The organism is Nonomuraea sp. NPDC004702 (genome assembly GCF_053601695.1).
Map to the genome: position 1 here is coordinate 84,853 of NZ_JBSGCE010000033.1, position 24,388 is coordinate 109,240.

The following is a 24,388-nucleotide window of genomic DNA, read 5'->3' on the forward strand; positions in this document are numbered from 1 at the left end:
CCTTTCCTGGATTGTCAGACAGTCGCGCGGAACGCGTCGAGAGAGGGCCGGATCACGGCGGTGGGCCGCGCGTCGTCGCTGATCGCGTCGAGCGTCTTCAGGCCGTCGCCGGTGTTCAGGACCACCGTCTCGGCCTCGGGGTCGAGCCTGCCCGTCTCGACGAGCTTCTTCAGCACGCCCACCGTGACGCCGCCCGCGGTCTCGGCGAAGATGCCCTCGGTGGAGGCCAGGAGCTTGATGGCGGCGACGATCTCGGGGTCGGTGACGTCCTCGACGCCCCCGCCCGTGCGCCGGGCGATGTCCAGCACGTACGGCCCGTCGGCGGGGTTGCCGATGGCCAGCGACTTGGCGATCGTGTCCGGCTTGACCGGCTGGACGACGTCGTGCCCCGCCTTGTACGCCGTCGAGACCGGCGAGCACCCGGCCGCCTGGGCCCCGAACACCTTGTAGGGGGTGTCCTCGACCAGCCCGAGCGCGATCAGCTCCTTGAACCCCTTGTCGATCTTCGTGAGCTGGGAACCGGAGGCGATGGGGATGACGATCTGCTCCGGCAGCCGCCAGCCGAGCTGCTCGGCGATCTCGTACGCGAGCGTCTTGGACCCCTCGGCGTAGTAGGGCCGCAGGTTGACGTTGACGAACCCCCACCGCTCGCCCAGCGGGTCGCCGATCAGCTCCGAACAGAACCGGTTGACCTCGTCGTACGTGCCGTCGATGCCGATCAGCCGGCCGCCGAACACCCGGGCCATGGCGATCTTGGCCGCTTCGAGGTCGGCCGGGATGAACACGCACGCGTCGAGGCCGGCCCGCGCGGCGGCGGCGGTGACCGCGCCGGCGAGGTTGCCCGTGGAGGAGCAGGAGAGCGTGTGGAAGCCGAAGTTCCTGGCCGCCTCGACGGCGATGGCGACCACCCGGTCCTTGAAGGAGTGGGTGGGGTTGCCCGAGTCGTCCTTCACGTGCAGGGACCGGATGCCGAGCGCCTTGCCGAGGTTGCCGGCCTTGACCAGCTTCGTCCAGCCCGGGTTCATGTTGGGCTTGCTCGCCACGTCGGCGGGGACCGGGAGCAGGGAGCGGTAGCGCCAGATGTTGGCGGGGCCGGACTCGATGTCCGCGCGGGTCACCTGGCCGAAGGAGTAGGCCGCTTCGAGCGGCCCGAAACACTCCAGGCAGGCGAAGCTGGGACCCAGGGGGTAGCGCGTGCCGCACTCGCGGCAGGACAGAGCGACGGCAGGACCAAAGTCGAGCGACATGAAGCGAGGCCTTCCCTCATCTTCGCCCGCGGCCACCTTGACCGCGAACCGGAATTGGCACCTTGTCCCGGTCGGCCTCGCCAGGTCGCGAGCACAAGCCGGGAGGGTTGCCGGGGCTTCGCAGGGCCGGTCCCTCCACCCCTCTGGATGAGCAATATTCAGTTGTCGAAAAGGACTCTACCTTCTCAAGTGGCGGAAACGACCACCCGTCTCACCATGCGAGAGGACGCGTCTCACCGATAGTCCTCCCCGAGGACTCCCTGCACGTACTTGCGGGCCTGGTGGATGCGGGACTTGGCGGTGCCGAGCGGGATGTTGAGCTGCTCGGCCACCTCGTTGTAGTCGAGCTGGACGATGTCGCGCAGCACCAGCGCCTGGGCCAGGTCGGGCTTGTCGGCCTCCAGCGCCTCCATCGCGTCGAGCAGGTCGAGCCGCGAGCCGGCGATCACGCTGACCCGCCGCGCGTCCGGCTTCTGCATCGGCAGCTCCTCCGACGTCTGCTCGGCGGCCCTGCGCTTCAGCGAGCGGTACGTGGTGCGCGCGCAGTTGGCGGTCACGATGTGCAGCCAGGTGCTGAACCTGGCCCGCCCCTCGAACCGGCCGATGTTGCGCGCCACGGCCAGCAGAGTGTCCTGCGAGGCTTCTTCCGCGTCCTGGTGATAGGGCAGGATCCGGGCGCAGTGGCGCATCACGTCAGGCTCGATCCTGGCCAGGAGCTCGCCGAGCGCGCGATGGTCTCCGGCCGCGGCCGAGCGGGCGAGTTCCTCGGTTAGCTCATCTAGCGCCATAGCTGGGATCCTATGGGCGAAGGGAGCCCAAATGAACAGCGTTCTCGTGGCGTCCAACCGCGGGCCGGTCTCCTTCACCGTCGACGACGACGGTGAGCTGACCATGAAACGCGGTGGTGGCGGCCTTGTCTCGGGCCTGTCGGGGGTGGCCAAGGAGCACGGCGTGCTGTGGGTGTGCGCCGCGCTGTCCGACGGCGACCGCAGCGCCGTGCGCCTGGCCCCGGGGGGCCGGCTCGACCGCGGCGGCTACGACACGGGCGCCCTGCGGATGCTCGACATCCCCGCGGCCACCTTCCACCGCGCCTACAACGCGGTGGCCAACTCGACCCTGTGGTTCGTCAACCACCTGCTGTACGACATCCCCAACTCCCCCAGTTTCGGCACCAAGTTCCGGCGCGAGTGGGAGTCCTACCGCGACTACAACGGCGCGTTCGCGCTGGCGCTGGCCGAAGAGGCCGGGCACGGCGCGCGCGTGATGGTCCAGGACTACCACCTGACGCTCACCCCGGCGATGCTCCGCGCCGAGCGGCCCGACCTGCGCATCGCCCACTTCAGCCACACGCCGTGGGCGCCTCCCGAGTACTTCTCCCTGCTGCCCGACGCGGTGACCAGGGAGGTGCTCGACGGCATCCTGGGGGCCGACCACGCGGGCTTCCTCACCGCCCGGTGGGCGGCGGCGTTCATGGACTGCTGCGAGGCGCTGCTGGGCGCGCGGGTGGACCGCGCGGCCGGCACGGTCGCCCACGAGGGCAGGACTACCCGCGTCGGCGTGCACAGTCTGGGCGTGGACGGCGCGGCGCTGTGGGCGCGGGCCTGCGAGCCCGACGTCGAGTCGCACATGGCCGCGCTGGCCGAGCAGGTGGCCGGACGCCGGCTGATCGTCCGCATCGACCGCACCGAGCTGTCCAAGAACATCGTGCGCGGGCTGCTGGCCTACCGCGAGTTCCTGGCCGCCCATCCGGAGTGGCACGGCAAGGTGGTCCACCTGGCCTTCGCCTATCCCAGCCGGCACGACCTGCCCGAATACCGCGAGTACACCGCGTCGGTGCAGCGCTGCGCGCGCGAGATCGAGGACGAGTACGCCACCGAGGACTGGGACCCGGTCATCCTCAACGTCAACGACGACTACCCGCGCTCGCTGGCCGCCTACCGGCTGGCGGACGTGCTGCTGGTCAACCCCATCCGCGACGGCATGAACCTGGTCGCCAAGGAGGGGCCGGTCCTGTCGCCGCGCTGCGCCCTGGTGCTCTCGCGCGAGGCGGGGGCGGCCGCCGAGCTGGGCCCGTACGCGCTGGTGGTCAACCCCTACGACGTGAGCGGCACGGCGGACGCGCTGCACGAGGCGCTGGTGATGCCCGAGGACGAACGCCGGCGGCGCCGCGACCGGCTGCACGAGGCGGCCACCGCGCTGCCGCCGCACAAGTGGCTGGAATCCCAACTCGACGCCCTGCTTTAACATGAGAAGTCGGGTTCACTGCCAATGACGGAGGCTGCCGGGTGTCGACGGTCTCAGTGCCCATCAGACTCGTCCGGGACCGTCCGACCTGGCTCATCTACTTCCTGCTCGGCACGTTCGCCACGTTCGTGTACGGCCTGAGCGCCGCCCTCCCGCTCCTGCGCGCCGACCAGCGCACCACGGCCACCGTCGCCGGGCTGCACGGCACCGCGATGGCGGTCGGGACGATCGGCGCCGGGCTCGCGCTGCCCCTGCTCACCAGGCTGCTCGGCCGGCGCACGACGTGCTGGTTCGGCCTGGCCGGGATGAACGCCGGCGTGCTGCTGGTCATGGCCGCCTCCGCGCTGCCCCTGACGCTGCTCGGCTACGGCGTGGCCGGCGGTTTCGGCTCGGTCATGCTCTACGCGGCGATGGCCGAGCTCAGCGACCACCACGGGGCCGCCGGACCGGCCGCGCTCAGCGAGGCCAACGCCGTGGGCGTGCTGGTGGGGATGGTGGCGACGTTCGTGCTCAGCCAGGTGGCGCAGAGCGCGCTCGGCTGGCGGGCCGCCCTGCTGGTCACCCCGGCCGTCAGCGCCCTGCTGGCGCTGTCGCTGGGCCGCTCCTGGCCCGCGCCCCGGCGGGTCGCCGGAGAGCGGGGCGGCGCGGTCGCCGGGGAGGCCGTCCCGGCGCGGGAGGGCGGCGGGTGGCGCTTCCATCTGGCCGGGGGCGTGCTGTTCTGCTGCGTGGCGCTGGAGTTCACGTTCAACCTGTGGGCCGCCGACCTGTTCGCCCTCAGGACGGGCGTGCCGGCGGCCGTCGCGGCGACCGGGCTGACGGCGTTCGTCTGCGGCATGGCGGCGGGCAGGTTCGCGGGCGCGCAGCTCGCGCTGCGGCTGCCGGCCACGCCGCTGCTGGCCGGCGCTCTGGGGCTGATGGCCCTCGGCTGGGTGCTGTTCTGGGCGAGCACCGCGCCGATCCTGTCGTACGCGGGGCTGGCGCTGAGCGGGCTGGGCGCGTCGCTGCAGTTCCCGCTCGCGCTGAGCACGCTGATCGCCGCCTCGGGCGACCGGGCGGACCGGGCGGCGGCCGCCTCGCCCGTGTGGGCGGGCGCCGCCATGGCGATCGGCCCGCTGCTGCTCGGCGCGCTGGCCGACGGCTACGGCACCGGGAACGCGTTCCTGCTGGTGCCCGTGGTCATCGGCCTGGCGGTCGCCGGGGTGCTCATCTCCAGTCGGCGTACTTGAGCGTGTCGGCCAGGCCGGGCGTGTTCCACTGGTCGACGACGAGGATCTGGCTCTTCGGCAGGTACCACTCGCGCTGCGTGAAGCGGGCCTTGACGCCGCCGCCCGAATAGCTGACGCACGTGGCCTGCCAGGCGTTGTAGGCGGCCTTGTGCCCGGCCCCCATCTGCCGGTAGCCCCTGGTGACCTTGGGGCCGACGACCTCGCCCCACTTGCGGTTGATCGGGCAGGGCTGCACGTCGCTGGCCGGATAGTACGGGTCCTTGCCCGTGTAGGGCCCGAACCCCTCGGCGCCCCGCTTGATCGCGGCGGGACCGAGGACGTAGAACGCGTCGCACTCGGGCGAGCCCCAGCCCTGCGGCTTGGCGCACCGGCCGGTGACCACCTGGACGACGTCGCCGCCCTTGCGGTGGACCACCCACTCGATCGGGATGTAGAGCGTCAGGCCGCCGCGCAGCTTGAGCTGCTGGGCGGGGGCGGCGGAGGCGGCGCCGGGGACGGCGAGCACGGCAGACAGGGTGGCCAGAGCCGCGGCCGAGGCGGCGGCGAGAGATCGTCGTGACATGCGCACCAACGTAGGACCCGCCACTTGCAGCCCAATCACGAACGGCTGAAAGCCGCGAGCCGGCCCAGACGGCGCAAGGCCGCGAGCCGGCTCACGAACGGCTGGGCTCTAGGGACGGGTGAAGGCCGTCGTCAGCTCCCGCAGCAGCGCCACCACGCCGTCGGGCCCGTCGACCACGATGTCGGCCCGCTCGGCCAGCGCGGTCACCTCGGCCGAGCCGCTGCACACGGTCACGCCGGGCAGCCCCGAGGCGCGTACGGCGTCGAAGGCGGCCAGGTCGCCGAGGTCGTCGCCGACGAACATGACGGACCTGGCGTCCCGCTCGGCCAGGAACAGCCCGAGCGCGTGGCCCTTGTCCATGCCGGGCGGGCGCAGCTCCAGGACCATGCGTCCCGGCTCGATCACCAGGCCGTGTCTCCCGGCCAGCTCGGCCAGCGGCTCGCGCAGCACGGCGAGCGCGCCCTCGGGGTCGGGGGCGCGCCTGGTGTGCACGGCCACCGCCCTGCCCTTGTCCTCGATCACCACGCCGTGCAGGCCGAGCGCGTCGAGCAGCAGGGGCAGCTCGGCCCGGACGCGCGGCACGCCGGGTGGCGGCGGCGGCGCCGAGACGCGTCCGTGCTCCCACCGTTCGAAGCCGTAGTGGCCGAGCACCACGAGGCCGGGCACGTCGGCCAGGCCGGGCCCGAGTTCGAGCGCGGTGGCCGCCGGCCTGCCGGTCACGATGGCCACGGCGCCGACGTGCGCGCCCAGGTCGGCGAGCACGGCGGGGGCCTCGGGGTGGATCTTGGCGGAGGCGGGATCGGGCACGATCGGCGACAGGGTTCCGTCGAAGTCGAGCCCGATCACGGCGCCGGACGGATCTTTAAGGATCGCTTCCATACCAGGGATGTTCCTCACGCGGCTGCCGTACCCAGCCGGTCAGGGACGCATGCCGAGCCGTCTCGCCGCACGGTCGCGCTGACGGGTGGAGCGCAACCTTCGCAACCGTTTGACCAGCATCGGGTCCTGCTCCAGCGCCTCCGGTCTGTCGATCAACTCGCCGAGCAACTGGTAGTAGCGGGTGGCCGAGAACCCGAAGGTCTCCTTGATGGCCTGCTCCTTGGCGCCCGCGTGCCGCCACCATTGGCGTTCGAAGGCGAGGAGTTCGAGATCGCGGTCGTTGAGGGATGTCTGGGACGGTTCCTGGGCAGCACTGTCACCGCTGAGCGGTGCTCCCATGATGTCCTCCTCGGGAAGGGGCGTGCGACGATCACATCGCACGCTTCGCGGCCCGTGGCCAATCGTAATGTGCGATCTGCGGCTGTTCACGGCGGATTGCCGGACGTACAGTCACGAAATGTGACCCCAGTCATCACGCTCCTCACGGACTACGGGCTCGAAGACGGCTATGTGGCCGCCTGCCACGGAGTGATCGCCGGGATCGCGCCCGAGGCGCGGGTGATCGACGTGTGCCACCTCGTCCCGTCCGGCGACGTACGGCGGGGCGCGGCGATCCTCGCCCAGACCATCCCCTACCTGCCTGAGGGCGTCCACATCGGCGCGGTCGATCCCGGCGTGGGCGGCGCGCGGCGGTCGGTGGCGGTCGAGGCGGGCGGGCGGGTGTTCGTCGGCCCCGACAACGGGCTGCTGTCCTGGGCGGTGCACGCCAGCGGCGGCGCGCGGGCCGCGTACGCGCTCGGCAACGAGGAGCTCTTCCTGCGGCCGGTGTCGCCGACCTTCCACGGCCGGGACGTCTTCGCGCCGGTCGCCGGGCGGCTGGCCGGCGGCCTGGACCCGGCCGAGCTGGGCCCCCGGGTGCCGGTCGAGCGGCTGGTCACGCTGCCCGCGCCGACCTCGCTGCTGCGGGACGGCTCGGTCGAGGGCGAGGTCGTCTCGGTCGACCGCTACGGCAACACGCAGCTGTCGATCGCGGCCGGCGACCTGCAGGCGCTGGGCGTCCAGGTGGGCGACACGCTGGGGGTGTGGCTCGGGCGGCGGCAGCTCGCGATGCCCTTCCGTGCGACGTTCGCGGCGGTGCCGCCGGGCGAGCTGGTGGCGTTCACGGACTCGGCGGGGCTGATCGCCATCGCGGTCAACTACGGCGACGCGGCGCAGCGGCTGGGGCTCCCACCTGGGGCGCATGTCCGACTTTCGCCGACACCTTAGGGCGAATGGCCGCATAACATCAATTACTCCGCGTATCGGGCTGTTTACCGAAGCGTCGGAACGAATCATCGGCGGCGTGCCAGAATGCACGGCAGATCGGGCGTCCCTCCCCTCCCGTTCGAGGTTGACGTGTACCAACTGTCCGTCGTGCTGCTCTCCATCCTGTCCGTGTTCTGGCCGCAGGCCGACGCGCCCGTGCCGGAGCGCTGGCACGCCTGGCCGGTGACGCGGATCTTCCCCCTGGTCGTGCCGGGCCTCAGCCCGTCGGGGGCCAGGGTGACGTACGTGCTGGCGGGCGTGGCTCCCGAGGCGTCGTGCCGGGTGGCGTTCCAGCCCGCCGCGGTGCGTCCGGGCTGCCTGACCGCCCTGCGGGCCACGTACGCCGACAGCACCCAGACGTACGTGGCCACCGTCGGCATCGCCGTGCTCGGCGGGCCGGGCCCCGGGACGTACCGCGGGGCGCGCCCGGCCACCGTGCGGCCCGTGGCCTTCCCCGGCGGGCCTGCCGAGCGGTTCGGCCGGCGGCAGTACGTCACCGGGGCGCTGTCCGGGTCCGGCGACCCCTACCTCGTGGCGACGGCCGCCGGGTACGCCGACGGGCGGGCGTACCGGCCGGGCGACCGCGCCGCGCCGCGGCTGCGCGCGGTCGCGCGGCAACTCGCCGAGGCGTTGTACCGGGCGCTGACCCGATGAGGGGGCTCGCGTCCCTGCTGCCGGCTCTGATCCTGGCGGCCGGGGTCGCGGGCGTGGCGTCCAGCGCCACCGACGACGTGCGGACGGCGGCCTCGCCGAGCGTCCCCGGCGGTGTGGGCGCCGTCGCGCGGGCCCGGCAGTGGCAGCTCGGAGCGCTGCGCGCGCCCAGGGCCTGGCGGGAGAGCCGGGGCGCGGGCGTGCTGGTGGCCGTGCTGGACACCGGCGTGAACGGTCGCCACCCCGACCTGCGGGGGGCCGTCGCCCAGGGCCCCGACCTGACCGGCGCGCCCCCGCGGCTCTGGGGACACCACGGCACCGCCATGGCCGGCCTGATCGCCGGCCGCGGGCACGGCCGGGGGCGCGCGGAGGGCGTGGTCGGCGTGGCCCCCGCGGCGCGGGTGTTGTCGATCAGGGTCACCTTGGAGAACACCGACCCGCTGCGCGCCGAGCAGCGCGCCGGCCGCCGCGACGCCCTGGCCGCCGGCATCCGGTACGCGGTCGACCACGGCGCGGACGTGATCAGCATGTCCCTCGGCGGCGGCAGCGGCGCGTGGGAGGGCTCGGCGGCCGAGGAGGAGGCCGTGCAGTACGCGCTCGCCCGCGGCGCGGTCCTGGTGGCCTCGGCGGGCAACGACGGCGACACGGCCAACAGGAAGAACTTCCCCGCCGCCTACCCGGGCGTGATCGCCGTGGGCGCGGTGGACCGGCGGCTCAGGGTGGCCCCCTTCTCCAACCGCCAGGACTACCTGTCGGTGGTCGCGCCGGGCACGGACGTCGTCACGGCCGACGGCGGCGACGGGTACGTGGTGGGCGACGGCACCAGCTCGGCGGCGGCCATGGTCGCGGGCGTGGCGGCCCTGGTGCGGTCGGCCCATCCGGAGCTGTCGCCGTACCAGGTGCGCACGGCCATCGAGCGCGGCACCAGGAGACGGCCCGCGGGCGGCCACAGCCCCGCCTACGGGCACGGGGTGGCCGACGCGCCGCTCGCCCTGCGGGAGGCCCGGCGGCTGGCCCACGGAAGGGTCTCACCGGCCGCCCGGCCCGGCCCGTACTTCGGGCGGGGCCCGGCCCGGCCGCCCGCCTCCAGGGCGCCGGTCGTGGCCGGGATGGTGGTGCTGGCGGCGGCCATGTCGGCGCGGGTGGTCGCGACCCGGCGGCGGCGCCGGAGGGATTCACCCTAGCAAGCGCTTGTGTAATACTCCTGGCTATGACCTTAGCGATCGACGGCTGGTTCGCCATCGACGGGGACGGCGCCACCCACCTCATCGGCACCGCCTGCCTGACCTGCGGGACCGTCGCCTTCCCGCCGCAGCCCGGCCTGTGCCGCAACCCGCGCTGCGAGGGCGAGGAGACGGCCGAGGTCCGGCTGCCGCGGCGCGGGCGCGTCTGGTCCTACACCGAGGCGTGTTACCCGCCGCCGGAGCCGTACGTGGCGGCGGAGCCGTACCGGCCGGTCACGCTGGCCGCCGTCGAGCTCGACGACGCCGGGCTGGTGGTGCTCGGCCAGGTCAGGGACCTCACGGCCGGCGACCTGGAGGTGGGCATGGAGCTGGAGCTGGTGCACGGGCCGCTGGCCGACGGGCCGCTGGTGTGGATGTGGGGGCGGGCCTCGTGAGCGCGGTGGTGGTGCTCGGCGCGGGCATGCACCCGTGGGGCAAGTGGGGACGTCCCTTCGCCGAGTACGGCGTGGCCGCCGCCCGCGCCGCCCTCCGCGACGCCGGCGTGGCCTGGACCGACGTCCAGTACGTGGTGGGGGCCGACACGATCAGGAACGGCTACCCCGGCTTCGTCGCCGGCGCCACCTACGCCCAGGCGCTCGGCTGGACGGGCGCCAGGATCGCCTCCTGCTACGCGGCCTGCGCGTCGGGGGCCCAGGCCGTGGACATCGCGCGGACCAGGATCATGGCCGGGCTGTGCGACGTCGCGCTCGTGGTGGGCGCGGACTCCACCCCCAAGGGCTTCTTCAAGCCGGTCGGCGGCGACCGGCACGACGACCCCGACTGGCTGCGCTTCCGCCTGCTCGGCGCGACCAACCCCGCCTACTTCGGCCTGTACGCCCGCAGGCGCATGGCCCTGTACGGCTCCACCAGCGAGGACTTCGCCGCCGTCAAGGTCAAGAACGCGCGCGCCGGCTCGCTCAACCCCATGGCCCGCTACCGCCGCCCGGTCACGGCGGAGGAGGTGCTGGCCTCGCCCATGGTGGCCGACCCGCTGCGGCTGATGGACATCTGCGCCACCTCCGACGGCGGGGCCGCGGTCGTGCTGGCCTCGCAGGCGTACGCCAGGCGGCTCGGCGCGACGGCCCCGGTGCGCCTGGCCGCCGTCTCCACGGTGACCCCGACCTTCCCCAACACGATCCTGGAGCTGCCGAACTTCGCCACCGAGTCCTGCGCCGCCGTTCCCGCGCCCGAGAGGCCCTTCAGGGCCGCGATCGCGCACGCGGCCTACGAGGAGGCCGGCCTGGGCCCCGAGGACGTCTCCTTCGCCGAGGTGTACGACCTGTCCACCGCCCTGGAGCTGGACTGGGTCGAGGACGTCGGCCTGTGCCCGCCGGGCGAGGCGGACAAGCTGCTGCGGGCGGGCGAGACCGCGCTCGGCGGCCGGGTGCCGGTCAACCCGTCGGGCGGCCTGGCCTCCTTCGGCGAGGCGATCCCGGCCCAGGCGATCGCGCAGCTGTGCGAGCTGACGTACCAGCTGCGCGGCGCGGCGGGCGGGCGGCAGGTGCCGGGCGCGCGCGTCGGCCTGGCGGTCAACCAGGGGCTGTTCGGCCACGGCTCGGCGATCGTGGCCACCACGTGACAAGGCCCTCCGGGAGCGTCTCCCGGAGGGCCTCACGATCGCTCGCGGTCAGCCCGCGTGCACCACGTCGTGCGTCTCGGCGAAGTGACAGGCGCTCTCGTGCCCGGTCCCCGTCCGGATCTGCAGCAACGGCTCCTCCTCCGCGCAGATCTCCTGCGCCTTCCAGCAGCGGGTGCGGAAGCGGCAGCCCGACGGCGGGTTGGCGGGCGAGGGCGGGTCGCCCTGCAGGATGATCCGCTCGCGCTGCTCCCGGCCCTCGGGGTCGGGAACCGGCACCGCCGACAGCAGCGCCTGCGTGTACGGATGAGCGGGCTTGTCGTAGATCTCGACGTCCTTGCCGAGCTCCACGAACTTGCCCAGGTACATCACGCCCACCCGGTCGGAGATGTGGCGGACCACCGACAGGTCGTGGGCGATGAAGATGTAGGCCAGGTTGAACTCGTTCTGCAGCCGCTCCAGCAGGTTGATCACCTGGGCCTGGATCGACACGTCCAGCGCCGAGACGGGCTCGTCGCAGACGATGATCTCCGGCTGCAGCGCCAGGCCGCGGGCGATGCCGATGCGCTGCCGCTGGCCGCCCGAGAACTGGTGCGGGTAGCGGTTGATGTGGTCGGGGTTGAGCCCGACGACCTCCAGCAGCTCCTGCACCTTGCGGCGGCGGTCGCCCTTGGGCGCCACCTCCGTGTGGATCTCGTACGGCTCGCCGATGATGTCGCCAACGGTCATCCGGGGGTTCAGCGAGGTGTACGGGTCCTGCATCACCATCTGGATGTTGCGGCGCATGCGCTTGAGCTCGCTGCCCCTGGCCTTGGCGATGTCCTTGCCGTTGATCTTCACCGAGCCCGAGGTCGGCCGCTCCAGCGCCATCAGCACCTTGGCCAGCGTGGACTTGCCACAGCCCGACTCGCCCACGATGCCCAGCGTCTCGCCCCTGTTGAGGTCGAACGAGACGCCGTCCACGGCCTTGATCGCGCCGATCTGCTTCTTGAGGACGATGCCCTGGGTCAGGGGGAAGTGCTTGACCAGGTCGCGAACCTCAAGGATGCGCTCACTGCCGTTCGCCATCGAGGACCTCCCTCCAGTAGTGGCAGGCGCTGCCACGCGTGCCGCTGATCTCGTAGAGCTGGGGGGCGGCGGTCACGCAGTTGTCCTGCCGGTACGGGCACCGGGGATTGAACGCGCACCCGCTCGGCAGGTCGAGCAGGTTGGGCGGCAGGCCCTTGATCGCGTACAGCTCCTGGCCCTTGAGGTCCACCCGGGGGATGGACTCCAGCAGGCCCTTCGTGTACGGGTGCGCCGGCGCCCGGTAGATGTCGTGCACCGGGGCGTTCTCCACGATCCGGCCGGCGTACATGACCGAGATCTTGTCGGCCACGTCCGCCACGACGCCCAGGTCGTGGGTGATCAGGATCATGCCCATCTGGCTCTCGCGCTGCAGCTCGGCCAGCAGTTCCATGATCTGCGCCTGGACGGTCACGTCCAGGGCGGTGGTCGGCTCGTCGGCGATCAGCACCTCGGGGTCGAGCGCGATCGACATCGCGATCATGATGCGCTGCCGCATGCCGCCCGAGAACTGGTGCGGATAGTCGTTGACGCGCTGCCGGGCGGCCGGGATGCGGACCTTGTCCATCAGCTCGACGGCCTTGTTCATGCCGTCGCGCTTGGACATGCCGCGGTGGACCCGGAACATCTCGCTGATCTGCCAGCCCACGGTGAACACCGGGTTGAGCGCCGAGAGGGCGTCCTGGAAGACCATCGCGATGCGCTGGCCGCGCACCTGGGTGCGCGCGTCCTCCGAGAGCTTGAGCAGGTCGGTGCCCTTGAAGCGGATCTCGCCCTTGGGGATGACGGCCGGCGGCATGTCCAGGATGCCCATGATCGCCTGAGCGGTCACGGACTTGCCCGAACCCGACTCGCCGAGCACCGCCAGCGTCTCACCGGGGTTGACCGTGTAGCTCACGCCGTTCACCGCGCGCACGACGCCCTGACGCGTACGGAACTCCACGTGCAGATCGTCAACCGCGAGCAGCGGTTCGTCGCCCAGCCCTCCCTCGGCGGGCAACACGTCTGTCGACGTCTTCTTCACTTGATCCCCCCTTCTACCTGAGCTTCGGATCGAGAGCGTCACGCACGGCGTCGCCCAGCATGATGAACGCGAGCACCGTGATGCTCAGGAACAGGGCCGGGAAGAACAGCGGCAGCGACGCGTCGAGGAACCGCGGCCGGGCGTCGGCGATCATGAGGCCCCACGAGATGTCCGGCGACTGCACGCCGACCCCGAGGAACGACAGCGCCGCCTCCGCCGCGATGTAGCCGCCGAGGTTGATCGTGCTGACCACGATCACCGGCGCCAGCGAGTTCGGCAGCAGGTGCTTGAACATGATGCGCCACTGGCCCGCGCCCACCGCCCGCGCGGCGACCACGAAGTCCTGGCTCTTGGCCGTGATCACCGAGGCCCGCATGATGCGGAACACCATCGGCCAGCCGAGCACCGCCAGGGCCGCGATGACCAGCATGATGCTGTTGATGCCGCTGTCGCGGAAGGTGGCCGCGATCAGCAGGGCGCCCAGGATCGGCGGGATGGCGAAGAAGATCTCGGTGACCCGGGAGGAGACCGAGTCGATCAGGCCGCTGCGGAAGCCGGCGAACAGGCCGAGCAGGCCGCCCAGGATCATGGTGATGATCGTGGTGGTCACGCCGATCACGATCGAGTTGCGGGCGCCGTAGATCGTCCTGGCGAACACGTCACAGCCCTGGCTGTCCTTGCCGAACGGGTGCCCCACGCTGGGGAGCTGCCGGGCGGTGGACAGGTCGCAGGTCTGGGCGTTGGTCGGGTCGATCGAGGTGAACAACGACGGCCAGAACGCCATGACCAGCAGGATCGCGATCAGCACCGCGGAGATGATGAACATCGGCCGGCGGCGCAGGTCGTACCAGGCGTCGGTCCACAGGCTGGCGGGCTTCTCCTGCTTCTGCTTGCCGCGCCTGCCCTGCTTGTCGGGGGACGGTGGCGCCGGGGCCTCCGTGACCAGCGACTTCGCTTCCGGCAGCATGGGCCCGACGTTTGCTTCGTTACTCATAGCGGATCCTCGGGTCGAGCACTGCGTACAACATGTCGACGACCAGGTTGGCCAGGATGTAGATCAGCACCAGCACGGTCACGATGCCCACGACGACCGGCTGTTCTCGCAGCAGGATCGAGTTGAACAGCTGGTTGCCGATGCCCGGCAGGTTGAAGATCGTCTCCGTGATGACCGCGCCGCCCATCAGGTTCCCGAGGTCGGCGCCGAGGTAGGTGACCAGCGGGATCAGGGCGTTGCGGAGCCCGTGCCTGCCGATGACGCGGCGTTTGGCCAGACCCTTGGCGGTGGCCGTGCGGATGTAGTCCGCGCGCAGCGTCTCCACCAGGCTCGTCCGCGTCAACCTGGTGAGATAGGCGATCGACGTGCCGGCGAGCACGAAACCGGGCAGCAGGTAGCTGCGGAACCCGGCCGAGATGCCGGCCACGGGGAAGATGTCGCTTCCCGTCCACAGCTTGAGCTTGACTCCGAGCACGAGCTGCAGCACGAAGCCCGTCACCAGCGTGGGGACGGAGATCAGCAGCAGCGTCGAGGCGAGGATGGCGGTGTCGGAGGCCCTGCCGCGGCGCAGCGCCGCCCACAGGCCGAGGCCGACGCCGATGATGGCCTCCATGACGAGCGCGGTCAGCGCGAGGTTCAGCGTGACCTGGAACTTGCCGGCCATGAGCTGAGAGACCGGGATCCTGGAGAAGGTGGTCCCGAAGTCGCCGTGGAGGAGCACGCCGCTGAGGTAGTACCAGTACTGCAGCAGCAGCGGATCATTCAGGTGGTACTGGTCGCGCAGGACCTCGGCCACAGCCGGGTCCAGGCGCTTCTCGCCCGCCAGTGCCTGGATGGGGTCGCCGGGCAGGGCGAAGACGATCGCGAAGATGAGTAGCGTGGCGCCGAGCAGGACGGGTATCGCCTGCAGCAGTCGCCTGATGACATAACGGCCCATTCAAGCCCTCCGGTACATGCGTGGAGGCAGTCACCCTCGTAGCCGCGGTTTGCCCGGCCCCAAAGTGACTGCCTCCAAGCTCAGTCCTCCGATGGGCGGACGGCAAGAGCCGTCCGCCCGGCGAATGACGTCAGGCCTTCTCGATGTCGGCCCACTGAACCTGGTTGAGCAGGTTCAGCTTGACGCCCTTGACCTTGGCGGAGTGTCCGAAGTTGCTCCGGTAGAAGTACACCGGGATGTACGGCATGTCCTTGATCAGGATGTCGTCGGCCTGCTGGTAGAGCTTGAGGCCCTCGGCGGCGTCGGCGGCCTGGTCGCCCTTGGCGACGATGTCGTCGAACTCCTTGTTCTCGTAACCGCCGTAGTTCGAGCCGGTCGAGATGGCCTGGGTGCCGAAGATCGGCGTCAGGTAGTTCTCGGCCGACGGGTAGTCGATCGACCAGCCCATGCGGAACAGGCCCTTGTACTTCTTGGCGTCCAGGTCGTCCAGGATGGCCTTGAAGTTCTCGAACGGCTTCGGCGTGACCTCGATGCCCAGGTTGGCGCGGAGGTTGTTGGCGACGGCCTCGATCCACTCCTTGTGGCCGCCGTCGCCGTTGTAGCCGAGCTCCAGCTTGGCCGGGCCCTTGGCGTCGGCGTAGAGCTTCTTCGCCTCGGCCGGGTTGTACGTGCAGGCCGTGCAGGCGCCCTGACGGTAACCGGGGATGGCCGGGTTGATGAAGTCGTCGGCCGGGGCGCGGGTGCCCGCGAAGACCGTCTCGGTGATGGTCTTGCGGTCGATGGCCATGGAGATGGCCTTGCGCACGTCCGGGTTCTTGAACTCGGGGTTGTACTTCAGCGGGACGCCGATGTAACCGACAGAGGCGTCGGGCTCGTCGAAGTAGCGGTCGCCGAGGACGGACTTGGCGGTCGCGATCGCCGAGGCGGGCAGCGAGTCGTCCACGTCCAGGTTCTCGGCCTGGAGGTCCTGGAAGGCGGTCTCGGCCGAGCTGTAGATCTTGAACTGCAGCTTGGTCCAGTTCTTCGGCTTGGGGCCGGGGAACTTGTCGTAGACCGTCATGTCGATGGTCTGCGCGCCGCCCTTCTTGTAGGGCTTGTCGACCTTGAACAGGCCCTGGCCGATCGGCTGCTCGCCGTAGGCCTGGGTCACCTTGCCGTCGGCGCCGAGCGCGGAGGCCGGCAGCGGGTAGAAGGCGGTGTACCCGAGCATCGTCTTGAACTGCGAGAACGGTGCGGACAGCGTCACCTCAAGGGTGCTGTCGTCGACAGCCTTGAGGCCCTTCATCTCCTTGGCCGTCGGCGTCTTGCCCTCGCCCGGGTGGACGTCGGCGAAGCCGTCGATGCGGGAGAAGAAGGCGGAGGAGCTCATGGCGTTGTCCTGGTTGGCGCCATAGTTCCAGGCCCGCGCGTAGTCAGCCGCGGTGACCGGCTTGCCGTCGTGCCAGGTGTAGCCGGACTTGAGCTTGATCGTCCAGACCTTGCTGTCCTGGGTGGTGATCGACTCAGCGGCCTCTTCAACCGGCTGCTTGTTCTCGTCGTACTTGACGAGCGGCGAGAACACCGCGGCGAGGACTTCGGAGCCCTCGGTCTCGGTGGTGTTCAGCGGGTTGAGGAGCTCCTGAGGCTCACCGATCTCCATGCGGACCGGCGTTTCGCCGCCGCCCGCGGCAGTGCCGCCGTCCGAGGCACCGCCGCCACACGCGGCAACCGCGAGGGCGAGCAGCGCGGTACCGGCGACGATCTGTGCGCCCTTAGTAACACGCATGGTGAAAAAAATCCTCCCTCTACAGGTGGGCGACAGCGCTGAGCTGCGGTGATGGTAAGCAGCCTGACGGGGGGTTCCTGGTATCCCCCGGATTTGGCTGACATGGTCAAACCAGCCGACGCCCTGCCAGTCGATCGCGACTATCCCTTACTACTTGCCACCAGCGAGTCTCTGGCGCGTTGCAGTTCGGTCACACGTGCGCCAATCCAGCGTCACAGACATTCTTCCTATAACTCTACAAACACCCCAGGGATGCTCAAACAGGTCAAGCCTCGACGTGAACGGCGGATGAAAATTACCCCCTACAGGACCGTGGTCGCGCCCTTCCCGCCATGGCCCGCCTGGCTGGGCTACGGTTGAGCGAGTCTTGACGGCACCTTGGAACCTGGCGCCCCAAGACTCCGTCCAAGCATCTGCCGCGTCCCTCGCGGCAGGCACCCCACCGACCTGGATCCAATAGAGTCCTAGCCATGAGCCAGCCGGAATCCGCTGTCGCGGACGCCCAGGCGGGCGGCCGAAGCGGGCAGGAGCCGCTGGCCAAGCTCGCCGAGAGATACGGACTTCGCCGTGCCATCGCGCGGCCGAGGTTCCCTGTCTATCTGCGCCAGCTCTGGGAGCGGCGACACTTCATCCTGACGTACGCGACGTCCCGCAACGTCTCGAAGTACTCCAGCTCGGCCCTGGGCCAGCTGTGGCAGGTGCTGACCCCCCTCCTGAACGCCGGCATCTACTACGTGATGTTCGGCGTCATCCTGGGCGGCCGGGGCGGCATCGAGAACTACCCGGCGTTCCTGCTGACCGGGATGTTCGTCTTCACCTACACCCAGCGCGTGGTCACGGCGGGCGCCAAGTCGATCTCCGGCAACCTGTCGATGATCCGCGCCCTGCACTTCCCGCGCGCGTCGCTGCCGCTGGCGTACACGATCCAGGAGCTGCAGCAGCTCGCCATCTCCATGGGCGTGCTCCTCGTCATCGTGACGGCCACCGGCGAGTGGCCCACCTGGTTCTGGCTCATGATCCCGGTGGTGCTGGCGCTCCAGACGATGTTCAACATCGGGGCCAGCCTGGTGATCGCCCGGATGGGCGCCCAGATGCGCGACCTCAACCAGTTGCTGCCGTTCATCACCCGCACCTGGCTCTACGCCTCGGGTGTCTTCTTCTCGATCCAGGACAAGGTGGTCGGGTCCGCGAAGCTGCCCCAGTGGGTCGCCGACGTGATGTACCTGAACCCGACGGCTTCCTACATCGAGTGGATGCGCGACATCCTGATCAAGAGCTACCACCCGCAGAACGGGCACTACCCGCCGACCATGGTGTGGGTGTCTTGCGTATTCTGGGCAGTGTTCTCACTCGGCTTCGGCTTCTGGTACTTCTGGCGGTCCGAGGAGAGGTACGGGCGTGGCTGAACTGACCGAGGAGCTGTCACAGGTGAAGGGCGAGGAGCCCGCCGTCCCCGGCAAGGACGTGAGGGTGCACCCCAACCCGGAGCCCCGGGGCAAGAGTCCGCTCGACGTTCCCACGGGCACCCCGACCGTCATCGTCGACGACCTGCACATCGTCTACCGCGTCTACGGCACGGCCACCGACAACGAGAAGGGCAACGCGGTCAACGCCCTCACGCGCCTGCTGAAGCGCCAGGGCCGTCCGCAGATGAAGGAGGTCCACGCCGTCAAGGGCGTGACCTTCGTGGCCTACCACGGCGACGCCATCGGCATCGTGGGCCGCAACGGGTCGGGCAAGTCCACGTTGCTGCGCGCCATCGCCGGCCTGCTCCCGCCGCACGAGGGCGCCGTCTACACCGACGGGCAGCCCTCGCTGCTCGGCGTCAACGCCGCGCTCATGCGCGAGCTGACCGGTGAGCGCAACATCGTCCTCGGCTGTTACGCCATGGGCATGACGCCGGCGGAGGTCAAGGAGAAGTACCAGGAGATCGTCGACTTCTCCGGCATCGACGAGTTCGTCCAGCTGCCCATGTCCACGTACTCGTCGGGCATGGGCGCGCGGCTGCGCTTCGCCATCTCCTCGGCCAAGACCCACGACGTCCTGCTCATCGACGAGGCCCTGGCCACGGGCGACCGCGAGTTCCGCAAGAAGAGCGAGGCCCGCATCCGGCAGATCCGCGAGTCGGCCGGCACGGTCTTCCTGGTGGCCCACGACCTCAAGGTCATCGAGGAGACCTGCAACCGGGTCATCTGGCTGCACAAGGGCAAGATCCGGATGGACGGCGACCCCAAGGAAGTCATCGCCGCCTACAACAAGGGCTGAGCACCCGCCCGCTTTTCGATCACCTGCGCGAAACGTGGGTGACTCGCGCGCCGAAACACTGACAGTGTGACTGCCGTTCCGATAGTATTCGAACGCGAATTCGATCCAAGGAACGCTGATGGAGTGGGGGCGCGCGATGGGAGAGCTTTCGGCCGCGATCGACCACCTGGCCATCGAAGACGTGGCCGAGATCCCCAGGATGCAGCTCGCCGAGCAGCTGCTGGAGCTTCACTGGCAGATGGCCCGGTTGCAGGCCCAGATAGCCCGGCGCACCGGCGTCCGGCTGCCCTAGCGGCCCGCGCCGGACAAGGGGGGACAAGAGAAGGCCGCCGACCCCGTGGCGGGGCCGGCGGCGGGCTCGGCGTGGCGCCGCTGCCCTGCAGTCAGCGGCGGCTCGCGCGCGTGAACCCCCGGGCTGGAGCGCATCCGCCCAGACCCGTGGCGGGCCCGTCCGCCCGAGCGGCGGACCCGCGACCGACGCGCGGCAGTGCCGTCGGGGCGCTCGGCACCTTGTGAGCGCACCCCATCGGCCTGTCCTGTCGGTGCGACGACGCCCCCGTCGTTCCGCGGGCGTCCACCGACGCCGGGGAGAGCGGGAACCCGCCGTCGCGGGAACAACCTGGCACCTGAACGCGGGCCACCTCACGGCCGTCACGGCCGGTTCGCGAACGTCGGCACCTGGGACGCCGGCGAACCGTCGCACGGCCCTCGGCGGGGCCGCGTGCGCGCGTCGTCACGTCATGTCCGGGACGCGCCCGCGCGGGTCACGTCCGCGACACGTCCGGGACGCGCCGCGCTCGTCTCAGTCGCGCACCCAGGAGCCCCGCACCGAGCTCGTCAGCGCGTCGCTGCTCCAGCCGAGGGCGGAGACCATGTCGCTGTAGGAGCCGGCGGCCTTGGAGCCGTTGGCCGAGACGAAGCCCGCGGTGTCCTGCATGAGCGGGGTGATCTCGTCGACGGACGCGGTCCGGGTGGTGCCCGGCAGCGCCTCGACGACCGGCGCGGCCTCGACGGGGGCGACCTGCCCGACCATCGGGGCCAGCTCGCCGCCGGACGCGTGCGGCAGGGCCATCCTGGCGGCGCGGGTGAGCCCGCCCATCCCGGACTCCATGGACAGGTCGCGCAGGCCCTTGGTGGCGCCCGTCATGCTCGTGGTGGCGGTGCCGGCCGTGCCGGAGCCCGTGCCGGGCAGCAGCGCGCCGCCGCCCACCTTGCCCATCGCGCCGCCGACCGAGGCCCCGGCCAGGGCGGTCATCGTGTCCATGGCGCCGCGCAGCGGGGCGCTCGTGCCGGTGAGCCCGCCGTTGCTCTGGGGCGCGCCCTTGACCAGCGGCTGCGCCATGCGGGCGCCGCCGAGCAGCGGCAGCGACTTGGCCAGGCCCCGGCCGCCGCCGCCGATCGCGCCGCTGCCGAGGATGGGCGACAGCTCGGGCAGCGGGCCGCTCGCCTGGGTGACGTCCTCGGCCGCGTTCGGCGTCATCGCCAGGCTGGCGCGCCGGTTCTCGTCGGCGATGTCGCGTGCCCTGGCCTCGCCGGCGGCGTCCGCCGCCTTGGCCTTGCTGGCCCCGGTCAGGCCGCCGAGGCCGCCGCCCAGGCTGCTGAGCAGCCCGCCGCCGAGCAGCCCGCCGAGCAGGTCGAGCGGGCCTCCGCTGGTGCCCCCGCCCAGGCCGTCCAGCGGGACGATCTTGGCGGTGTGAGTGAATTGAACTTCTGCTTGAGCTGGCACGGCCAAAGCCGCCGCCAAGCCGAATGCTGTGACGGCAACGGCCGCCTTGACTACTCGATTCATGATTGCCTTCCCGGCTCGTGATCGATCGCTCTCGAATGCGGTGGAAATGCGAATCGATAACCCCCGAATGCCGTGGCGCACACGCTATGGGCACCACACGAAGCGTGCTGTCACGGCTGAGCTACGGAAGCAGTTGTATCACTCACGGTGATCGCCCGCAGGCGGCCGGAAAGCCCATGTAGCAGGGTTTGCAGCCCGGTTACCGAGTAAAGGGGGAGCGTTGAGCGGAGAGACAAAACGGGAAATACCCCGGTTTTGATTTCGATTCCGCGCGGACCCGATCACCATCGGGACCGCGACACCGACGTGCGCCCGCACGGCCCGCGAACAAGTGGTCGCATTAACAAATGTCACGGGCCGGGGGCGCACAATTCAGGGACGGTGGCGCGGGAACGCGACCACTCAGATGGGCAGCAAGGCGTCGGCCGGCTCGAACGGAAAACGCTCGGCGAACGCCGGCCGCAGATCCGTCAGCCAGACCGCCGACGGGTCGTACCGGGCGAAGAACGGCCGCCCGACCAGCTCCGGGTCGCGGGCCTGGATGAGATGCAGCACGAAGACGCGCTCACCGGCGATCTCGGTCACGCCGTCCACGCACACCTTCCCCGGCGTGGCCGACATGGACGGCCCCCGGACCGTACGGCAGAGCCCGGAGACGGTCGAGTAGGCGTCCCTGAAGATCTCGTACGCGCGGGCCAGCGGGACCGCGAAGTAGTCCTGCGGCCCGGTGTCGCGCTCGACGAACATGTAATAGGGAATCAGCCCCATCCGCAGCTGCCGCCGCCACATCGACGACCACACGGCTGGATCGTCGTTGATGGACCTGATCAGCGGCGCCTGGGTCCTGATGGTGGCCCCGCTGCCGAGGATGCGTTCGACCGCCGACTCCACCAGCGGCGACTCCAGCTCCCGCGGATGCGAGAAGTGGGCCATGAACGCCAGGTTCTTGCCGGCCTTCACCACCTCCTGGAACAGGCCGAGCGTGGCGTCGGCGTCGGGATCGGTGGTGAAGCGCTGCGGCCAGTAAGCCAGCGCCTTGGTGCCGATGCGGATCGATTCGAGCTGGTCGAGGCCGAGCAGCGGCTCGATGTAGCGCCTGATGACCGGCTCACCCATGATCATGGCGTCGCCGCCGGTGATCAGGACGCTGGTGACCTCGGGGTGGTGGCGGATGTAGGACACCATCCGGTCGATGTCGTCGGAGGCGAACTTCAGGTCCGCGTCCCCGATGAACTGCGCCCACCGGAAGCAGTAGGTGCAGTAGGCATGGCAGGTCTGCCCCTGTTTAGGGAAGATCAGCACTGTCTCTGGATATTTGTGCTGCATGCCGGGCACCGGCTCGTCGCCCATCCGCGGGACGTTGAGTTCCTTCTGCCCGGCGGGATGCGGGTTGAGCTGCGCGCGTACCCGGTTGGCCTCGGCCTGGACCTCGCTGTTGGGCGCCTCGGCCTTGAGCAGATCGGCCAGCCTGGCCACGTCCGCGGCGGGAAGCATGTCCTCCTGCGGGAAGACGAGGCGGTAGATGGGATCGTCGGGCGCCGCCGACCAATCTATGAGTTCATCCACGACATAGGCGTTCGTCCGGAAGGGCAGCACCGTGGCCACGGCGCGGACCCTCAGCCGCTCCTCGTCGTCCAGCCCCGCCCGTCGCAGGAGCTCGTCGAGGTGCTTGGACGTGTACGCCTTGAAGCGTCGGGTACCTGCCTGGTTCAAGATCACTAGGCCTTTCCCATCTTTTTTGTTCGATCGCGTGTAAACCTCACGACCCAGTCGCGCGTCTACGGTTCTTAATATCCGGACGCGACGCGCCGCGTCCCCGGTTCCACTGGGCTCCAAGTTTCCTTGCAGGTTTGACACTCGCGACATATCGCGATTCGACATACACTGATTCATCGTGACCGAGGATCTCGATCTGCGCGCCTCCGACGCCGACCGCGACCGCGTCGCGGCCCTGCTGGGCGACGCGCTCGCCACCGGAAGACTCACCAGCGTCGAGCACGCCGACCGTCTGGAGATCGCCTACACGGCGAAGACGATCGGTGAGCTCGTCCCCCTCACCCGGGACCTGCCCGCGGTGTCCGCCCCGTCCGCCCTGCCCGAGGCCATCGAGCACCAGGTGATCAGCTCGAAGTTCAGCAAGATCGTGCGCAAGGGGCGCTGGGTCGCCTCCCGGCGCACCAAGCTGTCGGCCCGCTTCGGCGCCCTCGTCATCGACCTGTCCGACGCCGTGCTCCCCGGCCGGGAGATCACCATCGAGACCGACGCGAAGTTCAGCAAGATGATCGTCCGGGTGCCGGAGAACGCCCACGTGATCGACGAGGGCAGCTCGATCTTCGGCAAGCGGAACGTCAGCGGCGGCTCGGCGGGCGACGGCCCGCTGATCCGGGTCACCGGCTCGTCGAAGTTCTCCAAGGTCGTCGTGACCCGTGGCCTCGACGACTGGAACCTGCACTGACGGGCCCCCGCGACTGGAAGCGCCGCGCCGGGGAAGCAGGGAGGTCCACCCGCCGGTCGACCTGACATCCGGCCTGCCTACGATGCGGACATACACGAGCCCGCGTACCGGCCCGGCCGGGCGACGGCGGGCTCGTCTGTCCCACGAGGTGACCATTGTCCGACAGCAGGCCCGTCGCGCTCGACGCCATGGGTGGCGACCACGCTCCCCACGAGATCGTGGCCGGCGCGGTCCACGCCGTACGGGAGCGCAAGCTGCCCATCGTGCTCGTCGGCTCACCCCGCATCCTGTACGAGGCCCTGGCCGACCACGACGCCACCAAAGAGGTCCCCATCGTCCGGGCGGAAGAGGCCCTGGCCATGGACGAAGGCGCCCTGGCCAGCCTGCGCCGCCCGCGCTCCAGCATCGCCATCGCCTGCCACCTCGTCCGCCGCGGCGACGCCTCGGCCGTGGTGTCGGCCGGCTCGACCGCGGGCATCGTCGCCACCGGCAGGCTCCGGCTCAAGGCCCAGCAGGGCGTCCTGCGACCGGCCATCGCCGTGGCGCTCCCGACGCTCCCCACCCCCACCCTCCTGGTGGACGCCGGCGCCAACGCCGAGGTCAAACCGGAGATGCTGGTGCAGTTCGCCCACCTCGGCGCGGCCTACGCCGAGCTGGCCTACGACATCCCCGAGCCCCGGATCGGCCTGCTCACCATCGGCAGCGAGGCGGAGAAGGGCAACAAGCTCGTCAAACGCGCCCACGAACTGCTGCAGTCCTCCCCCGGCATCCGCTTCACCGGCAACGTCGAGGGCCACGACCTGCTCACCGGCAAGGTCGACGTCGTCACCACCGACGGCTTCACCGGCAACGTCGCGCTCAAGACCATGGAAGGCGCGGTCCGGTACGCCTTCGGCGAGCTGGCCGAGACCATCGGCGAGAGCAGGATCGCCAAGTTCGGCGCGCTCATGCAACGCGGCCGCCTGCGCGAGCTGCGCAGACGCCTCGACGCCGAGGCCCACGGCGGCGCCGTCCTGCTCGGGCTGAACGGGACGGTGGTGATCGCCCACGGCTCCTCCAGGGCGCCCGCGATCAGCGCCGCCTGCCAGGTCGCCGCCGACCTCTCCGCGGGCGGCATCGTCGCCAGGATCGGCGACCGGATCGCCGCCACGCATCGCTCACACAGACTCTGGTGACGCCGT

General features: G+C 70.5%; 24 protein-coding genes and 1 riboswitch. Of the genes, 12 read left to right on the top strand and 12 right to left on the bottom strand.

Going from position 1 to position 24,388, the window contains the following annotated elements:
* Positions 1 to 14 precede the first annotated feature (14 nt).
* Together thrC and ACWEJ6_RS33390 are read right to left on the bottom strand one after the other, a co-directional pair.
* Complete coding sequence (gene thrC, locus ACWEJ6_RS33385) at positions 15 to 1,247, bottom strand: threonine synthase (protein WP_364339916.1); 1,233 nt, start codon at positions 1,245 to 1,247, stop codon at positions 15 to 17.
* A gap of 13 nt (positions 1,248 to 1,260) precedes the next feature.
* Positions 1,261 to 1,401, bottom strand: a riboswitch (SAM riboswitch).
* Between the two features lie 79 nt (positions 1,402 to 1,480).
* Positions 1,481 to 2,035: an RNA polymerase sigma factor gene (locus tag ACWEJ6_RS33390; RefSeq protein ID WP_189654051.1), complete on the bottom strand. Its 555-nt coding sequence runs from the start codon at positions 2,033 to 2,035 to the stop codon at positions 1,481 to 1,483.
* A 31-nt stretch (positions 2,036 to 2,066) separates the two neighbouring features.
* Between ACWEJ6_RS33390 and ACWEJ6_RS33395 the strand changes: the two genes are divergently transcribed.
* Both ACWEJ6_RS33395 and ACWEJ6_RS33400 read left to right on the top strand, forming a co-directional pair.
* Positions 2,067 to 3,491, top strand: coding sequence for an alpha,alpha-trehalose-phosphate synthase (UDP-forming) (locus ACWEJ6_RS33395; protein ID WP_452428937.1), 1,425 nt, complete (start codon positions 2,067 to 2,069; stop codon positions 3,489 to 3,491).
* Positions 3,492 to 3,532: 41 nt separating this feature from the next.
* A complete protein-coding gene (locus ACWEJ6_RS33400; protein WP_452428939.1) occupies positions 3,533 to 4,717 on the top strand; it encodes an MFS transporter in 1,185 nt (394 codons plus the stop codon).
* On the opposite strand, the gene ACWEJ6_RS33405 is transcribed toward ACWEJ6_RS33400, so the two are convergent.
* From ACWEJ6_RS33405 to ACWEJ6_RS33415, 3 genes are all read right to left on the bottom strand, one after another.
* The gene (locus ACWEJ6_RS33405; protein ID WP_452428941.1) at positions 4,695 to 5,279 is read right to left on the bottom strand and encodes a hypothetical protein; all 585 of its coding nucleotides are present in this window, start codon (positions 5,277 to 5,279) and stop codon (positions 4,695 to 4,697) included. The genes ACWEJ6_RS33400 and ACWEJ6_RS33405 overlap by 23 nt on opposite strands.
* A 108-nt stretch (positions 5,280 to 5,387) precedes the next feature.
* Positions 5,388 to 6,158 (bottom strand): trehalose-phosphatase, encoded by a 771-nt coding sequence (gene otsB, locus ACWEJ6_RS33410; RefSeq protein ID WP_387681348.1) that lies wholly within the window; start codon positions 6,156 to 6,158, stop codon positions 5,388 to 5,390.
* Between the two features lie 39 nt (positions 6,159 to 6,197).
* A complete protein-coding gene (locus tag ACWEJ6_RS33415; RefSeq protein WP_364339926.1) occupies positions 6,198 to 6,497 on the bottom strand; it encodes a DUF3263 domain-containing protein in 300 nt (99 codons plus the stop codon).
* 120 nt (positions 6,498 to 6,617) lie between these two features.
* On the opposite strand from ACWEJ6_RS33415, the gene ACWEJ6_RS33420 reads away from it, so the two are divergent.
* The 5 genes from ACWEJ6_RS33420 to ACWEJ6_RS33440 all read left to right on the top strand — a co-directional run bounded on the left by ACWEJ6_RS33420 (position 6,618) and on the right by ACWEJ6_RS33440 (position 10,916).
* Positions 6,618 to 7,424, top strand: coding sequence for an SAM hydrolase/SAM-dependent halogenase family protein (locus ACWEJ6_RS33420; RefSeq protein WP_387681351.1), 807 nt, complete (start codon positions 6,618 to 6,620; stop codon positions 7,422 to 7,424).
* A gap of 129 nt (positions 7,425 to 7,553) precedes the next feature.
* Positions 7,554 to 8,117: a hypothetical protein gene (locus ACWEJ6_RS33425; protein ID WP_452428944.1), complete on the top strand. Its 564-nt coding sequence runs from the start codon at positions 7,554 to 7,556 to the stop codon at positions 8,115 to 8,117.
* Complete coding sequence (locus tag ACWEJ6_RS33430) at positions 8,114 to 9,298, top strand: S8 family serine peptidase (RefSeq protein ID WP_452428946.1); 1,185 nt, start codon at positions 8,114 to 8,116, stop codon at positions 9,296 to 9,298. The genes ACWEJ6_RS33425 and ACWEJ6_RS33430 overlap by 4 nt, the downstream gene beginning before the upstream one ends.
* A gap of 26 nt (positions 9,299 to 9,324) precedes the next feature.
* A complete protein-coding gene (locus tag ACWEJ6_RS33435; RefSeq protein ID WP_397217324.1) occupies positions 9,325 to 9,732 on the top strand; it encodes a Zn-ribbon domain-containing OB-fold protein in 408 nt (135 codons plus the stop codon).
* A 26-nt stretch (positions 9,733 to 9,758) separates the two neighbouring features.
* Positions 9,759 to 10,916 carry a lipid-transfer protein gene (locus ACWEJ6_RS33440; RefSeq protein ID WP_452428970.1) on the top strand — a complete coding sequence of 386 codons (1,158 nt, stop codon included), beginning with the start codon at positions 9,759 to 9,761 and terminating at the stop codon, positions 10,914 to 10,916.
* 48 nt (positions 10,917 to 10,964) lie between these two features.
* On the opposite strand, the gene ACWEJ6_RS33445 is transcribed toward ACWEJ6_RS33440, so the two are convergent.
* The 5 genes from ACWEJ6_RS33445 to ACWEJ6_RS33465 form a co-directional block, all read right to left on the bottom strand.
* Positions 10,965 to 11,981, bottom strand: a complete 1,017-nt coding sequence (locus tag ACWEJ6_RS33445) for an ABC transporter ATP-binding protein (RefSeq protein WP_452428948.1) — start codon at positions 11,979 to 11,981, stop codon at positions 10,965 to 10,967.
* Entirely contained in the window at positions 11,965 to 13,002 is a 1,038-nt protein-coding gene (locus ACWEJ6_RS33450) for an ABC transporter ATP-binding protein (protein ID WP_352361745.1), read from the bottom strand. Before ACWEJ6_RS33450 ends, ACWEJ6_RS33445 begins: the two co-directional genes overlap by 17 nt.
* 13 nt (positions 13,003 to 13,015) lie before the next feature.
* Complete coding sequence (locus ACWEJ6_RS33455) at positions 13,016 to 13,996, bottom strand: ABC transporter permease (protein ID WP_387681367.1); 981 nt, start codon at positions 13,994 to 13,996, stop codon at positions 13,016 to 13,018.
* Positions 13,989 to 14,933 carry an ABC transporter permease gene (locus tag ACWEJ6_RS33460; RefSeq protein WP_357999824.1) on the bottom strand — a complete coding sequence of 315 codons (945 nt, stop codon included), beginning with the start codon at positions 14,931 to 14,933 and terminating at the stop codon, positions 13,989 to 13,991. Before ACWEJ6_RS33460 ends, ACWEJ6_RS33455 begins: the two co-directional genes overlap by 8 nt.
* A 130-nt stretch (positions 14,934 to 15,063) precedes the next feature.
* Positions 15,064 to 16,698: a peptide ABC transporter substrate-binding protein gene (locus tag ACWEJ6_RS33465; protein ID WP_452428951.1), complete on the bottom strand. Its 1,635-nt coding sequence runs from the start codon at positions 16,696 to 16,698 to the stop codon at positions 15,064 to 15,066.
* A 470-nt stretch (positions 16,699 to 17,168) separates the two neighbouring features.
* Between ACWEJ6_RS33465 and ACWEJ6_RS33470 the strand changes: the two genes are divergently transcribed.
* The 3 genes from ACWEJ6_RS33470 (at position 17,169) to ACWEJ6_RS33480 (ending at position 19,255) form a co-directional block, all read left to right on the top strand.
* Positions 17,169 to 18,104 (top strand): ABC transporter permease, encoded by a 936-nt coding sequence (locus tag ACWEJ6_RS33470; RefSeq protein ID WP_352320850.1) that lies wholly within the window; start codon positions 17,169 to 17,171, stop codon positions 18,102 to 18,104.
* Positions 18,097 to 18,963 (top strand): ABC transporter ATP-binding protein, encoded by an 867-nt coding sequence (locus tag ACWEJ6_RS33475; RefSeq protein ID WP_352361753.1) that lies wholly within the window; start codon positions 18,097 to 18,099, stop codon positions 18,961 to 18,963. The genes ACWEJ6_RS33470 and ACWEJ6_RS33475 overlap by 8 nt, the downstream gene beginning before the upstream one ends.
* 136 nt (positions 18,964 to 19,099) lie before the next feature.
* Positions 19,100 to 19,255: a hypothetical protein gene (locus ACWEJ6_RS33480; RefSeq protein WP_185845322.1), complete on the top strand. Its 156-nt coding sequence runs from the start codon at positions 19,100 to 19,102 to the stop codon at positions 19,253 to 19,255.
* A gap of 510 nt (positions 19,256 to 19,765) precedes the next feature.
* Here the strand turns inward: ACWEJ6_RS33480 and ACWEJ6_RS33485 are convergent.
* Positions 19,766 to 20,689: a hypothetical protein gene (locus ACWEJ6_RS33485; RefSeq protein WP_452428954.1), complete on the bottom strand. Its 924-nt coding sequence runs from the start codon at positions 20,687 to 20,689 to the stop codon at positions 19,766 to 19,768.
* Between the two features lie 465 nt (positions 20,690 to 21,154).
* Positions 21,155 to 22,471, bottom strand: coding sequence for a KamA family radical SAM protein (locus ACWEJ6_RS33490; RefSeq protein ID WP_358298713.1), 1,317 nt, complete (start codon positions 22,469 to 22,471; stop codon positions 21,155 to 21,157).
* A gap of 175 nt (positions 22,472 to 22,646) precedes the next feature.
* Between ACWEJ6_RS33490 and ACWEJ6_RS33495 the strand changes: the two genes are divergently transcribed.
* Positions 22,647 to 23,207: a DUF1707 SHOCT-like domain-containing protein gene (locus tag ACWEJ6_RS33495; protein ID WP_452428957.1), complete on the top strand. Its 561-nt coding sequence runs from the start codon at positions 22,647 to 22,649 to the stop codon at positions 23,205 to 23,207.
* Between the two features lie 155 nt (positions 23,208 to 23,362).
* Positions 23,363 to 24,382, top strand: coding sequence for a phosphate acyltransferase PlsX (gene plsX / locus ACWEJ6_RS33500; protein WP_387681380.1), 1,020 nt, complete (start codon positions 23,363 to 23,365; stop codon positions 24,380 to 24,382).
* The last annotated feature ends 6 nt before the right edge of the window (positions 24,383 to 24,388 follow it).